We start from the raw sequence: 20,406 nt of genomic DNA, 5'->3' as shown, positions 1-20,406 counted from the left end.
GCCTGACGGACCGGAGTGTTCCGGTCTGGCGGGAGTTGGGATGTCAGTGGATCAACTCCCGGCTCAGGTGCGGGAGTTCGTGAACTACCTGGACGGCCTCTTGGCGCGCCTGGACCAGGGCGGCGGCTGGTGCGGGGTGTTCTGGCAGCGCGACCCGGAGGGCATGCGGGCCTGTCTGTCCGGAAGTGAAGTCCCGCCCTGGGATGTGCTGGAGTCCCTCCTCCACGACCTCGCCGCCCAGTACGGCCCCGGCGGCCCCGCCCCCGAGACGGAACGCGCCCGCGTCCTGCACACCGCCGCCCTCGCCGCGTACGACGCCCGACCCGGCGGGCACGACGCCCTCGGCGACCGCCTCGACGTCATGCTCCGCGAACAGCGCTATGCCGCCGAACGGCAGGCGGAACTGAGCCGCTTGCTCGCCTCGGCCGCCACCCGTGAACAGGCCGACGCCATCCGTATCGACCTTGCCTGGGCTCGCGACGACCATGAACGGGCTACTGCGCGGTGTGGGGAACTCCGGGGGCGGATGGGGGACTTGGAGCGCAGGGGTGGAGGTGATGGTTCGGGGGCCGGGTGGTTCGGGGGTGGGGGCCTTCAGGGGGATGGGTTCGTTGAGGGTTGGGCTCGCGGTGACGGGGTGACCGGGGGGCTCGGTTCGGATCAGGTGCGGGCTGCTGGTTCGTATGTCGTGGAAGGTGTCGTCGGGGTGCCCGGGGATCGGACCGAGGCGCTCGGTCCGGATCAGGTACGGCCTGCCGGTCCGTACGTCGCCGAAGGTGTGGCCGGGGTGCCGGGCCGCCCGGACGCGCAGGACCCGCCCGCCCCCAAGCAGCGCAAACGCCGCCGAGGCGGTGCCCGCTTCGCCGGGATGGTCGAGGAGGAGACCGTCGCCCCCGTCGTCGTACCGCCGACCGCCGAGCCCGTCCTGCCGACCCTCCCCGCTCAGCCCGCCGCCACCACCGGCCGTACCCCGCGCGGTGCCCGGTTCGCGGGGGCCGCTGCGGAGGAGGTGGCCGTGACCCCGGTGGAGCCGCAGACGCAGGCGTTGGACCCGGCGGACCGGCGGGAGGTCGGCGGGATCGTGGAGGCGCTGGTGCGGCTGCGGGGCGAGGGGCGTAGCGGTGAGGCGCACGTGCTGCTCGTCGAGGCCGCGCACTGGCCCGCCGTACGCCTGCCGCTGCTCGCCGCCGAGATGCAGCAGGCCGGGCTCGGCGCGGACTGGGCGACCCTGCTGTGGGAGGCCGCCTCGCTGCCGGCCGAGCGGCTGGTGGCCGCCGCCGACGCGCTGACCGCGGCGGGGCGGGCCGAGGACGGCGAGCAGATCCTGCGACAGGGCGTGCTGCGGCCCGCGCCCGAGATCGGAAGGGCCGTGCTGGGGCTGGCCGGCGAGGGGCGCCGGCGCGAGGTCCGCGCGCTGCTCGACGCGTACGTCCGCGTGCGCACCCCGGAGGAGGCAGCCCGCAGCGTCGAGACCAACCCGAGAACACTCGTACCGCTCCTGCTGGAGGCCGCCCAGGGCGTCTCCGACGAGCGTCAGTGGGACCTGGTGCACGCCCTGAGGGTCGCGGGCTTCACGGCGTGACCTGTCGGTTCGCCGCTCTTGCTGGAAGCTGCCCGTGGGCGTGTCCCGTGCTGTGAGGGTCGGAGGCTTCGCCGTGTGAGCGGATCCCGTAGGAGCCGCCCCCCCCGGGCTCACCGACCCCGTCCATCGGCTCCCCGCCCTTGCTGGAGGCTGCCCGGGGACATGTCCCACGCTCCGCGGGTCGGAGGCTTCGCCGTGTGAGTCGATCCCGTATGAGCCCCCCGGCTCACCGGCCCCACCCATCAGCTCGCCCCCCGCCGGAAACCACCCGAGGACACATCCCACGCTCCACAGGTCGGAGCCCCCGCCCCCCTCCAGCAAACCGCACCACCCACCCCACCCCTCCCACCGGCCCCATCCATCACCCACAGGAGGGTGAAACCTGATCGACTCAGCGGGTTAACGGCGATGGTCTTGGCAAGGCTGTCCCAGGGGCTTACTTTCGAGCCTCTACGGCCCCCCTCTACGGGCGTAGAGGCTCTGACGTCCCGTCGAAGGAGCAGCTCATGGCCAACGTCGTACGCGCCGCTCTGGTCCAGGCCACCTGGACCGGCGACACCGAGTCCATGGTGGCGAAACACGAGGAGCATGCCCGGGAGGCGGCCCGGCAGGGTGCGAAGATCATCGGGTTCCAGGAGGTCTTCAACGCTCCCTACTTCTGTCAGGTCCAGGAGCCGGAGCACTACCGGTGGGCCGAGCCGGTCCCCGACGGGCCCACTACGCGCCGTATGCAGGAGCTGGCCCGCGAGACCGGCATGGTCGTCGTCGTGCCGGTCTTCGAGGTCGAGCAGTCCGGCTTCTACTACAACACCGCCGCCGTCATCGACTCCGACGGCACCTTCCTCGGCAAGTACCGCAAGCACCACATCCCGCAGGTCAAGGGGTTCTGGGAGAAGTACTACTTCAAGCCGGGCAATGTGGGCTGGCCGGTGTTCGAGACCGCCGTAGGCAAAGTCGGCGTCTACATCTGCTACGACCGCCACTTCCCGGAGGGCTGGCGGCAACTCGGGCTCAACGGGGCCCAGTTGGTGTACAACCCGTCCGCGACGTCCCGCGGTCTGTCCTCCTATCTCTGGCAGCTGGAGCAGCCCGCGGCGGCCGTCGCCAACGAGTACTTCGTGGCCGCGATCAACCGGGTGGGGCAAGAGCCGTACGGCGACAACGACTTCTACGGGACGAGCTATTTCGTCGACCCGCGTGGGCAGGTTGTCGGGGAGATCGCCAGCGACAAGAGCGAGGAGCTCGTCGTACGTGACCTCGACTTCGACCTGATCGACGAGGTGCGGCAGCAGTGGGCCTTCTACCGCGACCGCCGCCCCGACGCCTATGAAGGACTGGTGCAGCCGTGACCAAGGACCTGATGGGACGCCACCGAGCCGTCATGCCGGACTGGCTCGCCCTGTACTACGAGGAGCCGCTGGAGATCACCCACGGCGAGGGGCGTCATGTGTGGGATGCCGAGGGCAACCGGTACCTCGACTTCTTCGGAGGCATCCTCACCACGATGACCGCGCACGCGCTGCCCGAGATCACCAAGGCGGTGAGCGAGCAGGCCGGGCGGATCCTCCACTCCTCGACCCTTTACCTCAACCGGCCCATGGTCGAACTCGCCGAACGCGTCGCCCGGTTGAGCGGCATCCCTGACGCCCGTGTCTTCTTCACCACCTCCGGCACCGAGGCCAACGACACGGCCCTCCTGCTCGCGACGACATACAAGCAGAGCAACTCGATCCTCGCGATGCGCAACAGCTACCACGGCCGCTCCTTCAGCGCCGTCGGCATCACCGGCAATCGGGGATGGTCTCCGACTTCGCTGTCGCCGTTGCAGGCCCTATACGTTCACGGTGGGGTGCGGACCCGTGGGCCCTACGCCCATCTCTCCGACGACGACTTCATCGCCGCCTGCGTGGAGGATCTGAAAGACCTCCTCGGGCACACCCGGCCGCCCGCCGCCCTCATCGCCGAGCCCATCCAGGGCGTCGGTGGCTTCACCTCGCCGCCCGACGGGCTGTACGCCGCTTTCCGCGATGTTCTCGCCGAGCGCGGCATTCTCTGGATCGCCGACGAGGTGCAGACCGGCTGGGGGCGTACCGGCGACCACTTCTGGGGCTGGCAGGCGCACGGGCAGTCCGGGCCGCCCGACATGCTGACCTTCGCCAAGGGCATCGGCAACGGCATGTCCATCGGCGGCGTCGTCGCCCGCGCCGACATCATGAACTGCCTTGACGCCAACAGCATTTCGACCTTCGGCGGCACTCAGATCACCATGGCCGCCGGCCTCGCCAATCTGTCGTATCTGCTGGAGCACGACCTCCAGGGCAACGCCCGACGGGTCGGCGGACTGCTCCTGGAGCGGCTGCGGGCCGTCGCCGCGCAGGTGCCGCACGTCCGGGAGGTGCGCGGCCGGGGCCTGATGCTGGGCATCGAGCTGACCAGGCCCGGAACCGACGAGGCCGACCCCGCCGCCGCTTCCGCGGTGCTGGAGGCGGCCCGCGAGGGCGGACTGCTCATCGGCAAGGGCGGCGGCCACAACACCACGTCCCTGCGGATCGCCCCGCCCCTGTCCCTGACCGTCGCGGAGGCCGAGGAGGGCGCCGCGATCCTCGAGAACGCTCTGAGGAGCATCTAGCCGCCGCATCAGCACAGTCAGTAAGGGAACGTCGCCATGACCACCACCCCGGAGCCCCTGGAACCCGCGCTCTCCGTCCGGCAGGTCCTCACCCTGGAGCGGGTGCTGGCCGGGGAGCCCGAGGTGGTGGCCGGTGCCGGTCAGCTCGACCGGCCGGTGCGCTGGGTGCATGTCGCCGAGGCACCGGACGTCGGGGTGATGCTCACCGGCGGCGAGATGGTCCTCACCACCGGCGTGCTGCTCGCGGGGGACGAGGACAAGCAGGCCGAGTACATCCGGTCCCTGCACCGGGCGGAGGCGGCGGCCGTCGTACTGGGTCTGGGGCGGGCGTTCCCGGCGCCGCCCGACGTGATGCGTCGCGCCGCCGAGCGCTGCGGGCTGCCCATGGTCGTCCTGCACCGGCCCTTCCCCTTCGCCGAACTGACCGAGGAGGTCCAGTCCAGGCTGGTACGGCGCAAGTACGCCGCCGTCAGCCTCTCGGAATCCGTACGGACGGCCCTGACCGCGCTCATCACCGCCGGTGCCCCGCTGCAGAGCCTGCTCGACGAAGTCGCCTCGCACGCCGCCTGCCCCGTCGTCGTCACCAACCTCGCCCACCGCGTCCTCGCCACGGCGGGGGAGCGGCCGGCGGTGGACGACGTGCTGCGCGACTGGGAGCGCATCGCCCGGCAGGCCGGCGGCAGCGAGGGGGATGGATGGATCCGCGCCGAGTTGGGTGGGCGCGGGGAGCGGTGGGGGCAGATCGTGCTGTGCGGGCATCGGGGGGACACGGCCACGGGGCGGCTGCTCGCCGACCGGGCCGCCGAGGCCCTCGTCCTGCATCGCATGCTCGGCGGGAACTCCGCGCACACCTGGGAGGAGCAGTCCGCGCAGAGCCTGCTCACCGATCTCGTCAGCGGGGTCGTACCGGCACGCCAGCTGCTGCCGCGGGCGCGGGCGGCCGGGCTGCCCGTCAATCGGCGGACGTTCGTGCCGATGGTCGTGCGGGACGTCGAACCCGACCAACTCGACCGCGTCCTGCGGATGGTGGGGCTCTCCGGCCTGGTCGCCGAGCTGGCCGACGGGGCCGTGGCCGTGCTGCTCAGCCTCGCCCGGGACCAGGACGCCCCGGTGCTGACGGCGAACTTCGCGGCCCGGGTGCACTCGGAGGCCGCCCGCACCGTCGTGGCCGCCGCCGACCCCCGTACCGCCTGGGACGACGTGCCCACCGGGCTGCGCGAGGCCCAGCACGTCGCCGACGCCGTGGCCGACTCCCGGGACGCCCTCGACCTCCCCGCCGTCGTCCGCCTCAAGGATGTCCATCTGCGCGGACTGATCCGGCTGTTGCGCGACGACCCGTACGTCCAGTCGTTCGCGGAGCGGGAGTTGGACGGGCTGCTCTGCACGTCCGATGAGGACATGCTGAGCGTCCTGCGGACCTATCTCGCCACCGGCCGCAACAAGTCCCGCACCGCCCAGCTACACCATGTCTCGCGGCCCGCGCTCTACCGCCGCCTGGAGGCGATACAGACACGGCTCGGCGTCGACCTCGACGACTTCGAACAGGCCGCATCCATGCACATCGCACTCCTCGCGCATGACGCGCAACAGCGCTGAAACCTGCCACGACCTGGGAAAACGGCGGTGAAACATGGGATCAGGAGAGCGTGACACCGTGGCACGCCACAGGCGCCCAGACGTGACACCGTGCAACTCAAACCGCCGCCCCGGACTTCCTAGCCTTCTCGCACACCGAGCGAACCGAGCGACCGGAGGTCCCGATGAGCCGAGTGATTCGTGCCGCCCTCTTCCAGACCGCGTGGACCGGCGACAAGGAATCCATGATCCAGGTACACGAGCAGGCGGCCCGCGATGCGGCCGCGCAAGGCGCTCAAGTGCTGTGCTTCCAGGAGCTCTTCTACGGGCCCTACTTCTGCCAGGTCCAGGACAAGGCGTTCTACGAGTACGCCGAGCAGATCCCCGAGGGCCCGACCGTCCGCCGCTTCCAGGCACTCGCCAAGGAACTGGGCATCGTCCTGGTCCTGCCGATGTACGAGGAGGAGCAGCCCGGCGTCCTCTACAACACCGCCGCCGTGATCGACGCGGACGGCTCCTACCTCGGCAAGTACCGCAAGACCCACATCCCCCAAGTCCAGGGATTCTGGGAGAAGTTCTACTTCCGGCCGGGGAACAGCGGCTGGCCGATCTTCGAGACGGCCGTGGGCAGGATCGGCGTCTACATCTGCTACGACCGCCACTTCCCGGAGGGCTGGCGGGCGCTGGGCCTCGCCGGTGCCGAGATCGTCTTCAACCCCTCGGCCACCTCCCGTGGGCTCTCCCGCTATCTCTGGCAGCTGGAGCAGCCGGCGGCAGCCGTCGCCAACGAGTACTTCGTGGGCGCGATCAACCGCGTCGGCGTGGAGGACCTCGGCGACAACGACTTCTACGGCACCACGTACTTCGTGGACCCGGAGGCCCAGTTCGTCGGGGAGGTGGCGAGCGACAAGGAGACGGAACTCGTCGTACGGGACTTGGACCTGGCGAAGCTACGGGAGGTTCGGGACCGCTGGCAGTTCTACAGGGACCGGGCGCCGGGGGCGTACGGCCCGCTTACGGCCCCGTAAAAGCACCGGCAGGGAAGCCAACTCAGGGGCGCGGGGAACTGCGCGACCAGCCACAAACGACCCGCACGCGACCACGAGGGAGAGGACCCATGACCGGCCGAACAGTAATCCGCCACGGCCTCGTCATCACCGCGTCCGACGAGATCCACGCCGACGTCCTGATCGAGGACGGCCGAATCGCCGCCCTCGCCGCAAGCGGCACGCCGGCGGCCAACGCATGGACCGCCGACCGAACCATCGACGCCACCGGAAAGTACGTCATCCCGGGCGGCGTAGACGCCCACACCCACATGGAGCTGCCGTTCGGCGGCACCTTCGCCTCCGACACCTTCGAGACCGGCACCCGGGCCGCCGCCTGGGGCGGTACGACCACGATCGTCGACTTCGCGGTACAGAGCGTCGGCCACAGCCTCCGCGAGGGCCTGGACGCCTGGCACGCCAAGGCCGAGGGCAACTGCGCGATCGACTACGGCTTCCACATGATCGTCTCCGATGTGAACCAGGAGACGCTCAAGGAGATGGATCTGCTGGTGGAGGAGGGGGTGACCTCCTTCAAGCAGTTCATGGCCTACCCCGGCGTCTTCTACTCCGACGACGGCCAGATCCTGCGCGCCATGCAGCGCTCCGCCGAGAACGGCGGCCTGATCATGATGCACGCCGAGAACGGCATCGCGATCGATGTGCTGGTGGAGCAGGCGCTGGCCCGTGGCGAGACCGATCCCCGCTATCACGGCGAGGTCCGCAAGGCGCTGCTCGAAGCCGAGGCCACTCATCGGGCCATCAAGCTCGCGCAGGTCGCGGGTGCCCCGCTGTACGTCGTGCACGTCTCGGCGATGGAGGCAGTCGCCGAGCTGGCACGCGCGCGTGACGAGGGGCTCCCGGTCTTCGGCGAGACCTGCCCCCAGTACCTCTTCCTGTCCACCGACAACCTCGCCGAGCCCGACTTCGAGGGCGCGAAGTACGTGTGCAGCACCCCCCTGCGGCCCCGCGAGCATCAGGCCCAGCTGTGGAAGGGGCTCAGGACGAACGACCTCCAGGTCGTCTCCACCGACCACTGCCCGTTCTGCTTCGTGGGCCAGAAAGAACTCGGCCGCGGGGACTTCTCGAAGATCCCCAACGGCCTCCCCGGCGTCGAGAACCGCATGGACCTGCTCCACCAGGCCGTGGTCGACGGGCACATCAGCCGCCGCCGCTGGATCGAGATCGCCTGCGCGACCCCGGCCCGGATGTTCGGCATGTACCCGAAGAAGGGCACCATCGCGCCGGGCGCCGACGCCGACGTCGTGATCTACGACCCGCGGGCCGAACAGGTCATGTCCGCCGACACCCACCACATGAACGTCGACTACTCGGCCTACGAGGGCAGGCGGACCACCGGCCGGGTCGAGACGGTCCTCTCGCGCGGCGAACTCGTCATCACCGAGCGGGAGTACACCGGTCACGCCGGCCACGGTGTCTACACGCCCCGCTCCACCTGTCAGTACCTCAACTAGGAGCGGAGCTCATGGACTTCGGACTCGTCCTGCAGACCGACCCGCCCGCCTCGCGGGTCGTCAGCCTGATGAAACGCGCCGAGCGCAGCGGGTTCAGCTATGGCTGGACCTTCGACTCGGCCGTGCTGTGGCAGGAGCCGTTCGTCATCTACAGCCAGATCCTGGCCAACACGGAGCATCTGACCGTCGGCCCCATGGTGACCAACCCGGGCACCCGCACCTGGGAGGTCACCGCCTCCACCTTCGCCACCCTCAACGACATGTTCGGCAACCGCACGGTCTGCGGCATCGGCCGCGGCGACTCGGCCATGCGCGTCGCGGGGCGCAAGCCCAACACCCTCGCCCGGATCAGTGAGGCCATGAAGGTCATCCGGGCGCTGGCCGGCGGCCAGGAGGCCGACCTCGGCGGCGGTACGGTCGTGCGGTTCCCGTGGATCAAGGAGGGCGCCCAACTCCCCGTATGGATGGCGGCGTACGGGCCGAAGGCCCTGAAGATGACCGGCGAGGAGGCCGACGGGTTCATCCTCCAGCTAGCCGACCTCTATCTCACCGAGTACATGGTCAAGGCCGTGAAGGACGCGGCGGTCGCCGCCGGACGTGACCCCGCCGAGGTGAAGATCTGCGTCGCCGCCCCGGCGTATGTCACCGAGGACGACTCGCCCGCCGCGCTCGCCCACGCGCGGGAGCAGTGCCGCTGGTTCGGCGGGATGGTCGGCAACCATGTGGCCGACCTGGTCAGCAAGTACGGCGAGCACTCGGCCGCCGTACCCGATGAACTCACCGACTACATCAAGGCCCGTGAGGGCTACGACTACTCCCACCACGGGCGCGCCGACAACCCGGACACCGCGTTCGTGCCCGACGAGATCGTCGACCGGTTCTGTCTCATCGGCCCGGTCGAGAAGCACATCGAGAAGCTGAACGCCCTGCGCGAGCTGGGCGTCGACCAGTTCGCCCTCTACGACATGCACGACGCACAGGAAGCGGTGATCGACGCGTACGGCTCGTCGGTCATCCCGGCGGTCAACTCCTGATCTCCACCGCCGAGTTCACACCGCAACAGGCCGCACCGACCCCCCACCCCCTGGTCACCCTCCCCGCTCCCCCGGGGAGGGCCCAAGGCCCCCGCACGGCCACTCCCGTCCCGTCTGATCGATTGGCCTGCCCATGACCAACACAGTCCCCACGGGGTCACCGATATCCCAGTCCGCCGGCAACGGCGGCCGCATCGAACTCGCCCCCGAGGCGTTCCCCGCCGACAGCCCCTTCGCCAACGAGGATCTGCGTCCCGTCCCGGTCGCCGAGCGCAAGTGGACGACGTACAACTTCGCCGCCCTGTGGATCTCGATGGCCCACTGCATCCCCAGCTGGACCCTGGCCTCCGGCCTGGTCGCGCTCGGGATGGACTGGAAGCAGGCCGTCTTCACCATCGCGCTGGCCAATGTCATCGTGCTGCTGCCGATGCTGGCCACCGGGCATGCCGGGCCCAAGTACGGCATCCCCTTCCCGGTCCTTGCGCGGGCCTCCTTCGGGCTGCGCGGCGCCAATATCCCGGCGATGATCCGGGCGGCCGTGGCCTGCGGCTGGTTCGGCATCCAGACCTGGATCGGCGGCAGCGGCATCTTCGCGCTGGGCTCCAAGCTCACCGGGGGGCACTGGGAGAACGCGGGCAAGATCGCCGGCAACCCCTGGCCGCTGTGGCTCTGCTTCCTTCTGTTCTGGGCCGTGCAGATCGCGATCATCTACCGCGGTATGGACTTCCTGCGGCACTTCGAGAACTGGGCCGCACCCTTCGTGATCGTCGGCGCGCTGGTGCTGCTGGTCTGGATCGCGGTCAAGGCGGACGGTTTCGGCGCGCTGCTCGACCAGCCGTCGAAGCTGGGCTGGGGCCCCGACTTCTGGCCCGTCTTCTTCCCGTCCCTGATGGGAATGATCGGCTTCTGGGCCACTTTGTCCCTGAATATCCCTGACTTCACTCGCTTCGGCGCCAGCCAGAAGGCACAGACCTGGGGCCAGTCGCTCGGCCTGCCCACGACGATGACCCTCTTCGCGATCCTCGCCGTCCTCGTCACCTCGGGCTCCGAGGTCGTCTACGGCGAGGCCATCTGGGACCCGGTCACGCTCGCCGCCAAGACGGACAGTGTCTTCGGGCTGCTCTTCGCGCTCATCGTGGTGCTGGTCGCCACCATCTCCGTGAACATCGCGGCGAACGTGGTCTCCCCGGCGTACGACCTCGCGAACCTCGCCCCGAAGCTCATCAACTTCCGTACGGGCGCGCTGATCACCGGTGTCGTCGGCATCCTGATCTTCCCGTGGAAGCTGATCTCCACCCCCGAGTTCTACATCTTCACCTGGCTCGGAGTGGTCGGCGGGCTGCTCGGCACGGTCGCGGGCATCCTGATCGCCGACTACTGGATCGTCCGCCGCACGGTCCTGCACCTCGCCGACCTGTACACACCCGGCGGGCGCTACTGGTACTCCTCCGGCTGGAACTGGCGCGCGATCGCGGCCTTCGTCGTCGGCGGTGTGCTCGCGGTCGGCGGCTCGTACTCGGGTGTGGGCGCCGACGGGGCGAAGACCGGGCCGTTCCCGACGGACGGGCTGATCCCGTTCCTCAAGCCGCTCGCCGACTACGGCTGGGCGGTGGGCCTGGGCGCCTCGCTGGTGCTGTACGTGGTGCTGATGGGCGGCCGTAAGGAGCGCGCCGAGGCCTGAGAAGCGCCGGGGAGGACGGTCGGTCTGCCTACTGGCCGTCCTCCAGGGCCGCCACCGCCTCCTTGGCCGCCTTGATCGCACCCTTGTTGATCTCGTCGGTGCTGGGCGCTTCCTTCGACTCGAAGTCGCTGCCGCTGTAGGTGATGGCGACCAGCGCGTTGGAGGCGCGGATCATCACGGTGCCCTCGCGGGTCTTCTGCTTGTCCTCGGTGGTGAGGTTGACGACGGAGTAGCCGGCGTCGCCGACGCCGGGGACGGCGCCTCCGCCGCCCTTGTTCGCGATGCGCTCCTTGTAGGACTCCTCGGCGGCCTCGTCCGACGCGGTGATCTCGTACGACACATCCAGCCACCGGTAGTCGTAGCCCTTGAGCGCGTTCCAGGAGCAGGTGCGGCGCACCTTGGAGTCCGTCGACGGGAGCTCCTTGCCGGCCGTCTTCGCGCCCGGCACGAGGTCCTTGATCGACTTCGAGCTCAGGCTGCCGCACGGCGAGGGAGCCGCGGAGTACGTCTTGGACGCGGCCGCCGTCGCCGGAGCCGAGGGCGAGTCGTCATCCGTCTTCTGCGTCGCCGTCCGGTCCTCGGCGGCCGGCGTCGTGGCGGGTCCTGACGACAGCGCCCAGCCCGCCGCGGCGAGCACGACGACGGGAGACAGACGCGCGGTGAGGGCGAGCGGCAAGGAAAGAGGACGCACGGCGCACTTTTCGTGGGGGACGGTGCGGAGGGAGTCCGCACTGCGGACGGGACGCCAGTGTCACACGACTCCCTGTGGGGTGGAAGTGCCAACTCGCTCCGTGCTGACGCCGTCACAGAAGGACCGCAATTACGGGATGGCCTGGGCGAGTTACAGGGCCTCCTGGATGATTTGGGCGGAGATAGCGCTTTCAATTCGGTCCACGGCGAGAAAGGCCCCGTAGGCCACGAGATGCACCAGACAGTGGTCCGTGTGCTCCGGCCGACGCCACGCCGCCACGTCCTCGTCCGTGATCCGGTACGGCGCGAGGGCGGCCAGCAGCGCGAGGCGCGCCCCCGGTCGCTCCCGGCGGTCCGGGAAGCCGTCCGGGGCGAGCGGCGGATGCGACCCGTCCCAGTCCTGGAGGGCCGCCTCCACTACGTCGTGGTCATCGGCGTCGAGCAGGCCCGCGCCCCTCATGGCCGCCCTGAGCAGTGACGCGTACGCCAGGCCGATGGGTGTGCCGGCCGCCCACGCGGGCGCCTCGCCGGGATCGATGTCGTCGAGCAGCGCGAGGGACTGCCCGGGGCGGGCGGTGCGGCGCACGGTCCGGGAGAGCGTGCGGCCCGCGATGCTGCGTACGGCGCGCAGGCGCTGGGCGCCCGCCGGGAGCAGGTTCTCGGTGAGCAGGGCCGACGCGATCCGGTTGATGAAGTGGAAGGTCAGCGCGGTGCCGATCTGGGCGGGGGCGTGCTCACGCGGGAAGGGATAGGGCTCCAGTTCGGCGGCGGGCACACGCGTGTGCCGCCCCCAGTCGAGCAGGCGCGCGTGCTGCTCGCTCCGCGGCGGCTCACCGCGCGCCACCCGCTCGGCGAGCGCGTGGTCGCCGGTGGCGTGCAGCAGCACGGTGTGCGCGTCCACGCAGAACGGGCACCTGTTGGCGAGCGACACCCCGAGCGCGACCAGTTCCTTGTCGGTCCGGCTGCCCGCGCCCGCGATGAGGGACTCGCGGAGCAACGCCCAGGTGGGGGCGAGGAGTTCGGGCGCGGAGGACAGGACCACGAAGGTGGCGGGCTCGGCGATGCCGAAGTCGAGGGCGATCTGCGCGTACACCTCGGCGACGGTGCCGACGGCGGAGCGCGGCGGGAGGGGTTCGGTGTGACGGAAGGGTGTGGGCATGGCAGTAGCGTGCGCCGGTTCCGTGGTGCGGGGCGTCGTACCGGCGAACGGAGTCGGGGCTGCGCCGACGGGGCGGGCCAGGGGTGTTTCCTACTACGCCGGGAGTAGTCCGGGAGCCGTCCACAGGGCTGACGTGACTGTCAGTGGGGCGGTCTAGTGTGCGGAGCATGAGCGGGCATCACCTCACACGCGAGCGGTCCGCCGACCTGGCCGTCGCGGTCGTGGTCGGCGTGATCACCATGCTCGCCGCGGTGGCGGACGACCGCGCCGGGCTCCTCGACTGGGCGCTGATCGTGGCCGGTTCGCTGGCCCTGGCCGCGCACCGCACCGCCCCGCGCGTGGTCCTCGCGATCACCACCGCCTGTCTGCTCGCCGAGGTCGTCCACGTCGGACCCGCCGCAGGCCTGGCCGTCCCCGTCGTGGGCGCGGTCCACACGGCCTCACGGACCGGCCACCGGGGAACGGCCGCCGCAGCGGCCGCGGCCTTCCTCGGTGTGTATGTGGCGGCGGGCTCGGCGACCTCGGACGTCATACGCGAGACCCTGCTCCTCACCGGCTGGTTCCTGGTCGCGGTCGTCACCGGCCTCGCCGACAGCAACTGGCAGGCCTATCTGCGGCAGACCGAGCAGCGCGCCCTGGAGGCCGAACGCACCCGCGAGGAGGCGGCGTTGCGCCGGGCGGGCGAGGAACGCCTCCGCATAGCCAGGGAGTTGCACGACTCCCTCACCCACAGCATCTCCATCGTCAAGCTCCAGGCGGGCGTCGCCGTCCACCTCGCCCGCAAGCGCGGCGAGGACGTGCCGCCCGCCCTGCTCGCCATCCAGGAGGCGAGCGGCGAGGCCATGCGCGAACTGCGCGCGACGCTGGAGGTACTGCGCACGGACGAGCCGACCGGCACGCCTGCGCTGCTCGTGGAGCGGGCGCGGGCGGCCGGGCTGGCGGTCGATCTGACGGTGACGGGTGACGAGCGGCCGCTCGCGGCGACCGTCGACCGCGCCATGTACCGCATCGTCCAGGAGGCGCTGACCAACGCGGCACGGCATGCGGGACCGGCGAAGGTGAGTGTGCAACTCACTTATGGTGAGGGTGACTTGGCGATATGCGTGGAGGATGACGGCACCGCCGATCCCTCGCGTCCGCCCATGCGGGGTATCGGCCTGACGGGGATGCGCGAGCGCGTCACGGCGCTCGGCGGGACGCTGGATGCCGCCCCGCGCGAGGAGGGCGGGTTCGCGGTGCGGGCGCGGTTGCCGTTGGGGGAGGCGGGATGACGGATGTCGGGGCGGTGGGGGACGTGATCAGGGTCGCGCTCGTGGACGACCAGGCGCTGATGCGCGCCGGCTTCCGGGCCCTGCTGGACGCCGAGGACTGTATCGAGGTGGTCGGTGAGGCGGGGGACGGTGAGCGTGGCCTGGAGCTGATCCGTGCGCAGGTTCCCGACATCGCGCTGATCGACGTACAGATGCCGGTGATGACAGGCATCGAGGCGACCCGGCACATCGCCGCGGACCCCGCCCTCGCCGCCGTCCGCGTGGTGATCCTCACCAACTACGGCCACGACGAGTACGTCTTCGAGGCGCTGCGGGCCGGTGCGAGCGGCTTTCTGCTGAAGGACACCGAACCGGCCGACCTGCTCCAGGCGATCGAGGTGGTGGCGCGCGGCGAGGCGCTGCTGTCCCCGGCGGTCACCCGCACCCTCATCGGCGAGTTCGTCTCCCGCCCTCCCGACCGGGCCACGGCACCCGGCCTGGAGGGGCTGACGCGCCGCGAACGCGAGGTGACGGCGCTGGCGGCGCGCGGGCTGACGAACGAGGAGATCGCCGAGCACATGGTGATCAGCCCGTTCACGGCGAAGACTCACATCAGCAGGGCGATGACCAAGCTGGGGGCGCGGGACCGGGCCCAACTCGTCGTGTTCGCCTATGAGTCGGGGCTGGTGGCGCCGCGGGGGTCCGACACCTCGGTGTGCTGATCGCGTACGCCCTCGAACGCCGCGAGGATCCGCTCGGCCGCCAGGGTCGCCGTCAACTCGCCTTCCCTGACCTGCTGTTCGAGTCCCGGCGCGACCGTCCGCACCGCCGGGTTCGCGTGCAGTCGGCCCAGCAGCTCGTCGCGGACCATGTTCCACGTCCAGTCGACCTGCTGGTCACGCCGCTTGGCGGCGAGCCCGCCCGTGGAGTCGAGCAGGGTGCGGTGCTGTTCGAGCCGGTCCCAGACGGCGTCCAGGCCGATCGACTCACGGCCGCTGCAGTGCAGCACGGGCGGCGTCCAGGCGGCGTCCTTGCCGTGCATCAGCCGCAGGGCGCCCGCCAGTTCACGCGCGGCGGCGCGGGCGTCGCGCTCGTGCGGACCGTCGGCCTTGTTGACGGCGAGCACGTCCGCCAGTTCCAGGACGCCCTTCTTGATGCCCTGGAGCTGGTCGCCGGTGCGGGCCAGCGTCAGCAGCAGGAAGGAGTCGACCATGTTCGCGACGGCGGTCTCGGACTGGCCGACGCCGACCGTCTCGACCAGGATCACGTCGTAGCCGGCCGCCTCCATCACCACGATCGACTCCCGGGTGGCCTTGGCGACCCCGCCCAGCGTGCCCGCCGTGGGGGAGGGGCGGATGAACGCCGCCGGGTCCACCGCCAGCCGCTCCATCCGCGTCTTGTCACCCAGGATCGACCCGCCCGTACGGCTGGACGACGGGTCGACGGCCAGCACCGCGACCCGGTACCCCAGCCCCGTGAGCATCGTCCCGAACGCGTCGATGAACGTCGACTTCCCGACCCCCGGCACCCCGCTGACGCCGATGCGCCGAGCCTTCCCGCTGTGCGGCAGCAGTTCGGTCAGCAACTGCTGTGCCAGCACCCGGTGCTGGGGCCGGGTGGACTCGACGAGGGTGATGGCGCGCGCGACGATCGCCCGCTTCCCGTCGAGCACGCCCTTCACAAAGGTGTCGAGATCGATCACAGCTCGTGCCCGAGGTCGCCCGCCAGCCTCCGTACCAGGTCGTAGGCCGCGTCCGGGATCACGGTCCCGGGCGGGAAGACCGCCGCCGCGCCCATCTCCAGGAGCGTCGGCACGTCCTGCGGCGGGATCACACCGCCGACCACGATCATGATGTCCTCGCGGCCCTCCTCGGCCAGCGCCTCCTTGAGCGCCGGTACGAGGGTGAGGTGACCGGCGGCCAGCGACGACACCCCGACGATGTGCACGTCGGCCTCGACGGCCTGGCGGGCCACCTCGGCGGGCGTCTGGAACAGCGGGCCGACGTCGACGTCGAAGCCGAGGTCGGCGAAGGCGGTGGCGATCACCTTCTGGCCGCGGTCATGGCCGTCCTGGCCCATCTTGGCGACCAGGATGCGCGGGCGGCGCCCCTCGGCCTCCTCGAAGTCGGACACGAGGGTGCGGGTGCGGTCCACGGACGGCGACTCCCCGGCTTCGTTGCGGTACACGCCGGTGATGGTACGGATCTGGCTCGCGTGCCGGCCGTACACCTTCTCCAGGGCGTCCGAGATCTCCCCGACGGTGGCCTTCGCACGGGCCGCGTTCACGGCCAGCTCCAGCAGATTGCCCTCGCCGCCCGCGGCCCGGGTGAGCGCGTCCAGCGAGTCCTGACAGGCCCGCTCGTCCCGCTCCGCCCGCAGCCGCCGCAGCTTCTCGATCTGCTGGGTGCGCACGGAGGAGTTGTCGACCTTGAGGACGTCGATCGCCTCGTCGTTCTCGACGCGGTACTTGTTGACGCCGATGACGGGCTGGCGTCCGGAGTCGATGCGGGCCTGCGTCCGGGCCGCGGCCTCCTCCACCCGAAGCTTCGGGATACCGGCGTCGATGGCCTGCGCCATGCCGCCCGCCTGCTCGACCTCCTGGATGTGCTGCCAGGCGCGGCGGGCGAGGTCGTACGTCAGCTTCTCCACATACGCGCTGCCGCCCCACGGGTCGATGACCCGGGTCGTGCCCGACTCCTGCTGGATCATCAGCTGGGTGTTGCGCGCGATCCGGGCCGAGAAGTCGGTGGGCAGCGCGAGCGCCTCGTCGAGGGCGTTGGTGTGCAGCGACTGCGTGTGGCCCTGCGTCGCAGCCATCGCCTCGACACACGTACGCGTGACGTTGTTGAACACGTCCTGCGCCGTCAGCGACCAGCCCGACGTCTGCGAATGGGTGCGCAGGGAAAGGGACTTGGTGTTCTGCGGGTCGAACTGCTTCACCAGCTTCGCCCACAGCAGGCGCGCCGCGCGCAGCTTGGCGACCTCCATGAAGAAGTTCATGCCGATCGCCCAGAAGAAGGAGAGGCGGGGCGCGAACGCGTCCACGTCCAGGCCCGCTTCACGGCCCGCGCGGATGTACTCCACGCCGTCCGCGAGCGTGTACGCCAGCTCCAGGTCGGCCGTCGCACCGGCCTCCTGGATGTGGTAGCCGGAGATGGAGATCGAGTTGTAGCGCGGCATCCGCTGCGAGGTGAACGCGAAGATGTCGGAGATGATCCGCATCGACGGCTTCGGCGGATAGATATAGGTGTTGCGGACCATGAACTCCTTGAGGATGTCGTTCTGGATGGTCCCGGCCAACTTCTCGGGCGGTACGCCCTGTTCCTCCGCCGCCACGATGTACAGCGCCAGCACCGGCAGCACGGCGCCGTTCATCGTCATCGACACGGTCATCTTGTCCAGCGGGATGCCGTCGAAGAGCTGCCGCATGTCGTAGATCGAGTCGATCGCGACACCGGCCATACCGACATCGCCCGTCACGCGCGGGTGGTCGCTGTCGTAACCCCGGTGCGTGGGCAGGTCGAAGGCGACCGACAGGCCCTTCTGACCGGCCGCCAGATTGCGCCGGTAGAAGGCGTTGGACTCCTCGGCGGTGGAGAAGCCCGCGTACTGGCGGATCGTCCAGGGCTGGTTGACGTACATCGTCGGGTACGGGCCGCGCAGATACGGCGTCATGCCCGGGTAGGTGCCGAGGAAGTCCAGGCCCTCCAGGTCACGGCCGGTGTACAGCGGCTTGACCGCGATGCCCTCCGGGGTCTCCCAGAAGGCCCCGTCGTTCCCGGCCGCCTTCCGCCACTCGTCGACGCCGACGTCGGTCCTCGGCTCCCCGAGTCCGATTTCAGAGAAGTCGGGGATAGCCATCAGGAGACTCCCATGCGGTCGAGGGCGGCGGACAGCACGGCGACGGCGTCGCAGCCGGCGAAGACGTACGAGTCGACACCGGGGTGATTCCCGGGCCGCCCGGCGAGGAACACATGCGAGGCACCGGCGCCCTTCAGCTGACCGGTCACCGCCTCCGCCTGCTCCTCGTACACGGCGTCACTGGAGCACAGACACACCTCGGTGGCACCGCTCTCCTCGAACGTGCCCTCGGTTACGGGCTCGATGCCGCCCGCCTGGAAGAGGTTCGAGGCGAAGGTGAGGCGTGCGGTGTGCGCTGCGGCCGGGCCGAGTGCCGCCAGGAAGATCCGGGGGCGGGCGCCGGTCGCGGCCAGGTGGGCGTCGGAGCGGGCGCGCAGCGCCTCGTACGCCTCGTCGCGCCGGACGCGGGGGAGGCCGCCCGTGCGGGGCTCGGGGGCGGGTTCGCGCTCCACGAGCTTCTCGGCGAGGTTCGGGAACTCGCTGACTCCGGTGACCGGTTCGCGGCGCTTGGCGAGCTTGCCGGTGCGGGTCTCCCAGGTGGCGGCGAGGTCCTGGCCCAGCTGACCGGAGCGCAGGGCGGCAGCTTGGCCGCCGGCCCGCTCGATGCGCTGGAAGAACTCCCAGCCCGCCTCGGCCAGTTCGTCCGTCAGCCGCTCCACGTACCAGGAGCCGCCCGCCGGGTCGATCACCCGGGCCAGGTGCGACTCCTCTATGAGGATCGTGGACGTGTTGCGGGCGATACGGCGCGCGAACGCGTCCGGCAGGCCCAGCGCGTGGTCGAACGGCAGCACCGTCACGGACTCGGCGCCGCCGACCCCGGCGGCGAGCGTGGCGACCGTCGTGCGGAGCATGTTCACCCAGGGGTCGCGGCGCGACATCATCACCGGCGAGGTGACGGCGTGCTGGACCTGCGCGCTCGGCGCCCCGCACACCTCGGTCACCCGCGCCCACAGCCGGCGCGCGGCGCGCAGCTTGGCGATGGTCAGGAACTGGTCGGCGGTCGCGGCGTAGCGGAACTCCAGCTGCGCGGCGGCCTGTTCGACCGTCAGCCCGGACTCGGTCAGGTCCCTCAGATAGGCGACGCCGGTCGCCAGCGAGGCGCCCAGCTCCTGCGCGGCCGAGCCACCGGCCTCGTGGTACGGCAGCGCGTCCACGGTCAGCGCCCGCAGCCCCGGGTACTCCTCGGCGCACAGCCGGGCCAGCGCGGCGACGGGGGCGAACTCGGAGGACTTTCCGGTACGGGCCTCGTGGCCCAGCGGGTCCGCGCCGAGGTTGCCGCGCGCCGCCTCCTTGGCGACGCCCCGCTCCTCGTACAGCCGCAGCAGTTCACGCGCGGCGGGCTCCGTCTCGGTGCCGGCGTCCAGGACGATCGGCGCGAGGTCGAGGTAGACGCCGTCCAGGGCTCGGCTCATCGAGGTGACCGGGATGCCGCCCTCGCCGAGGACCAGCCAGAGCGAGGTGACGCCGTTCTCGAGGTCCGCGAGCACCACGCCGTCGTCCGTGAGCGCCGTGTGCCGCTGCCGTACGTCCCAGCCGCCGGCCGTGTTGCCTTCGGCGCGAGAGCCCCGTACGAACGGGGCGAACCCGGGCAGACCGGCATCGGGCGCGGTGTCACGCGCGCTGTACAGAGGGCGGGTGCGCAACCCGTCCTCCAGGGCAGTGGACAAAGCTTCTTCCGCGGCCGAACCCGAGACGTCCTTGCCCGCCTTGCGCAGCACACCTGCCACCAGGTGTTGCCACTGCTCATGGGTTGCGTCAGGGAACTCGGCGGCCAGCGAGAGCCCGTCGTCAGGCAGGACCGTCATGCTCGGATGCTAGGTCAGATCGACAAAGGAGCAGCAGAGGGCACGGCTGTGACCTTGCCCTCTCCCTGATTGTGACCTGGGTCTCCGGGGTGCGTGCGGCCTCCGGGGAACACTTCAGGAACAGGAGTTCTGCGGCTTTTGCCGCAGGTAAAGGTTCGGTCAGGGTGGGGTGCTCATGGGCCCCCGGGCATTGGTCATGTCCTGGTCGAGCAGTACGGTCGGTGCGATATCGACGACGGCAGGACGGAAGCCGGTGGGAATCCGGCACGGTCGCGCCACTGTGTGCCACCCGCTCTCAGGAGGGGTGGCGAGTCAGACCCGTAGCCGTCGTCATGTGCATCACCGAAATGGGACGCGAACTCCCGGAGGAGCCCTGCCATGGCGCAGCACGTCGCACCGCCGACTGCCACCACCCCCGTTCTCCCCGCCAAGCTGCCGATCGGCGCGATCGTCCCGTGGGCGGTCTTCTTCGGCATCCTGATGCTGGTCCTGCTGTACTTCGTCGGCGCCGAACAGGGCGCCACCTCCGTCGTCTCCGGCGAGGACGTCCATGAGTGGGTGCACGACGCCCGCCACCTGCTCGGCTTCCCCTGCCACTGACGCCGGGGAGCCACCACCC

At 70.6% G+C, this 20,406-nt stretch carries 16 protein-coding genes; 11 read left to right on the top strand and 5 right to left on the bottom strand.

All coding sequences use genetic code 11. The features are described 5' to 3' along the window. Positions 1–40 precede the first annotated feature (40 nt). The 8 genes from IE325_RS02890 to IE325_RS02855 all read left to right on the top strand — a co-directional run bounded on the left by IE325_RS02890 (position 41) and on the right by IE325_RS02855 (position 11,022). Complete coding sequence (locus tag IE325_RS02890) at positions 41–1,582, top strand: hypothetical protein (RefSeq protein ID WP_190068028.1); 1,542 nt, start codon at positions 41–43, stop codon at positions 1,580–1,582. Between the two features lie 506 nt (positions 1,583–2,088). Beyond that, the gene (locus IE325_RS02885) at positions 2,089–2,931 is read left to right on the top strand and encodes a nitrilase-related carbon-nitrogen hydrolase (protein WP_190068027.1); all 843 of its coding nucleotides are present in this window, start codon (positions 2,089–2,091) and stop codon (positions 2,929–2,931) included. After that, the gene (locus tag IE325_RS02880) at positions 2,928–4,211 is read left to right on the top strand and encodes an aspartate aminotransferase family protein (RefSeq protein ID WP_190068026.1); all 1,284 of its coding nucleotides are present in this window, start codon (positions 2,928–2,930) and stop codon (positions 4,209–4,211) included. Before IE325_RS02885 ends, IE325_RS02880 begins: the two co-directional genes overlap by 4 nt. A 36-nt stretch (positions 4,212–4,247) precedes the next feature. Next, positions 4,248–5,807 (top strand): PucR family transcriptional regulator, encoded by a 1,560-nt coding sequence (locus IE325_RS02875; RefSeq protein WP_190068025.1) that lies wholly within the window; start codon positions 4,248–4,250, stop codon positions 5,805–5,807. Between the two features lie 164 nt (positions 5,808–5,971). Beyond that, positions 5,972–6,814 (top strand): nitrilase-related carbon-nitrogen hydrolase, encoded by an 843-nt coding sequence (locus tag IE325_RS02870; RefSeq protein WP_190068024.1) that lies wholly within the window; start codon positions 5,972–5,974, stop codon positions 6,812–6,814. Between the two features lie 89 nt (positions 6,815–6,903). After that, positions 6,904–8,307, top strand: a complete 1,404-nt coding sequence (hydA, locus tag IE325_RS02865; protein ID WP_190068023.1) for a dihydropyrimidinase — start codon at positions 6,904–6,906, stop codon at positions 8,305–8,307. An 11-nt stretch (positions 8,308–8,318) separates the two neighbouring features. Further along, on the top strand, positions 8,319–9,341 hold the full coding sequence (locus tag IE325_RS02860) for a TIGR03842 family LLM class F420-dependent oxidoreductase (RefSeq protein ID WP_190068022.1): 1,023 nt from the start codon (positions 8,319–8,321) through the stop codon (positions 9,339–9,341). A 133-nt stretch (positions 9,342–9,474) separates the two neighbouring features. Then, positions 9,475–11,022 carry an NCS1 family nucleobase:cation symporter-1 gene (locus IE325_RS02855; RefSeq protein WP_190068021.1) on the top strand — a complete coding sequence of 516 codons (1,548 nt, stop codon included), beginning with the start codon at positions 9,475–9,477 and terminating at the stop codon, positions 11,020–11,022. Between the two features lie 28 nt (positions 11,023–11,050). Here IE325_RS02855 and IE325_RS02850 read toward each other — a convergent pair whose 3' ends face one another. Together IE325_RS02850 and IE325_RS02845 are read right to left on the bottom strand one after the other, a co-directional pair. Further along, entirely contained in the window at positions 11,051–11,713 is a 663-nt protein-coding gene (locus IE325_RS02850) for a hypothetical protein (RefSeq protein WP_190068020.1), read from the bottom strand. 150 nt (positions 11,714–11,863) lie between these two features. Continuing rightward, on the bottom strand, positions 11,864–12,871 hold the full coding sequence (locus IE325_RS02845; protein ID WP_190068019.1) for a carboxymuconolactone decarboxylase family protein: 1,008 nt from the start codon (positions 12,869–12,871) through the stop codon (positions 11,864–11,866). A gap of 167 nt (positions 12,872–13,038) precedes the next feature. Between IE325_RS02845 and IE325_RS02840 the strand changes: the two genes are divergently transcribed. Further along, positions 13,039–14,142 carry a sensor histidine kinase gene (locus tag IE325_RS02840; RefSeq protein ID WP_190068018.1) on the top strand — a complete coding sequence of 368 codons (1,104 nt, stop codon included), beginning with the start codon at positions 13,039–13,041 and terminating at the stop codon, positions 14,140–14,142. Further along, on the top strand, positions 14,139–14,843 hold the full coding sequence (locus tag IE325_RS02835) for a response regulator (RefSeq protein WP_190068017.1): 705 nt from the start codon (positions 14,139–14,141) through the stop codon (positions 14,841–14,843). The genes IE325_RS02840 and IE325_RS02835 overlap by 4 nt, the downstream gene beginning before the upstream one ends. Here IE325_RS02835 and meaB read toward each other — a convergent pair. Genes meaB through IE325_RS02820 form a run of 3 tightly spaced genes read right to left on the bottom strand, consistent with a single transcriptional unit; the run spans position 14,792 to position 19,787 of the window. Beyond that, a complete protein-coding gene (gene meaB, locus IE325_RS02830; RefSeq protein ID WP_190068016.1) occupies positions 14,792–15,823 on the bottom strand; it encodes a methylmalonyl Co-A mutase-associated GTPase MeaB in 1,032 nt (343 codons plus the stop codon). The two genes, IE325_RS02835 and meaB, sit on opposite strands and share 52 nt — an antisense overlap. Further along, complete coding sequence (gene scpA / locus IE325_RS02825) at positions 15,820–17,982, bottom strand: methylmalonyl-CoA mutase (protein WP_190068015.1); 2,163 nt, start codon at positions 17,980–17,982, stop codon at positions 15,820–15,822. Before scpA ends, meaB begins: the two co-directional genes overlap by 4 nt. Then, positions 17,982–19,787: a methylmalonyl-CoA mutase subunit beta gene (locus IE325_RS02820; protein WP_190068014.1), complete on the bottom strand. Its 1,806-nt coding sequence runs from the start codon at positions 19,785–19,787 to the stop codon at positions 17,982–17,984. Before IE325_RS02820 ends, scpA begins: the two co-directional genes overlap by 1 nt. 378 nt (positions 19,788–20,165) lie before the next feature. On the opposite strand from IE325_RS02820, the gene IE325_RS02815 reads away from it, so the two are divergent. Then, a complete protein-coding gene (locus tag IE325_RS02815) occupies positions 20,166–20,387 on the top strand; it encodes a CbtB domain-containing protein (RefSeq protein WP_190068013.1) in 222 nt (73 codons plus the stop codon). Positions 20,388–20,406: the final 19 nt, after the last annotated feature.

The sequence above is a fragment of the Streptomyces lanatus genome (genome assembly GCF_014655715.1).
Taxonomy (GTDB): Bacteria; Actinomycetota; Actinomycetes; order Streptomycetales; family Streptomycetaceae; genus Streptomyces; species Streptomyces lanatus.
The sequence above is the reverse complement of the archived record's forward strand: the minus strand, read 5'-3'. Positions and strand labels throughout refer to the sequence as shown.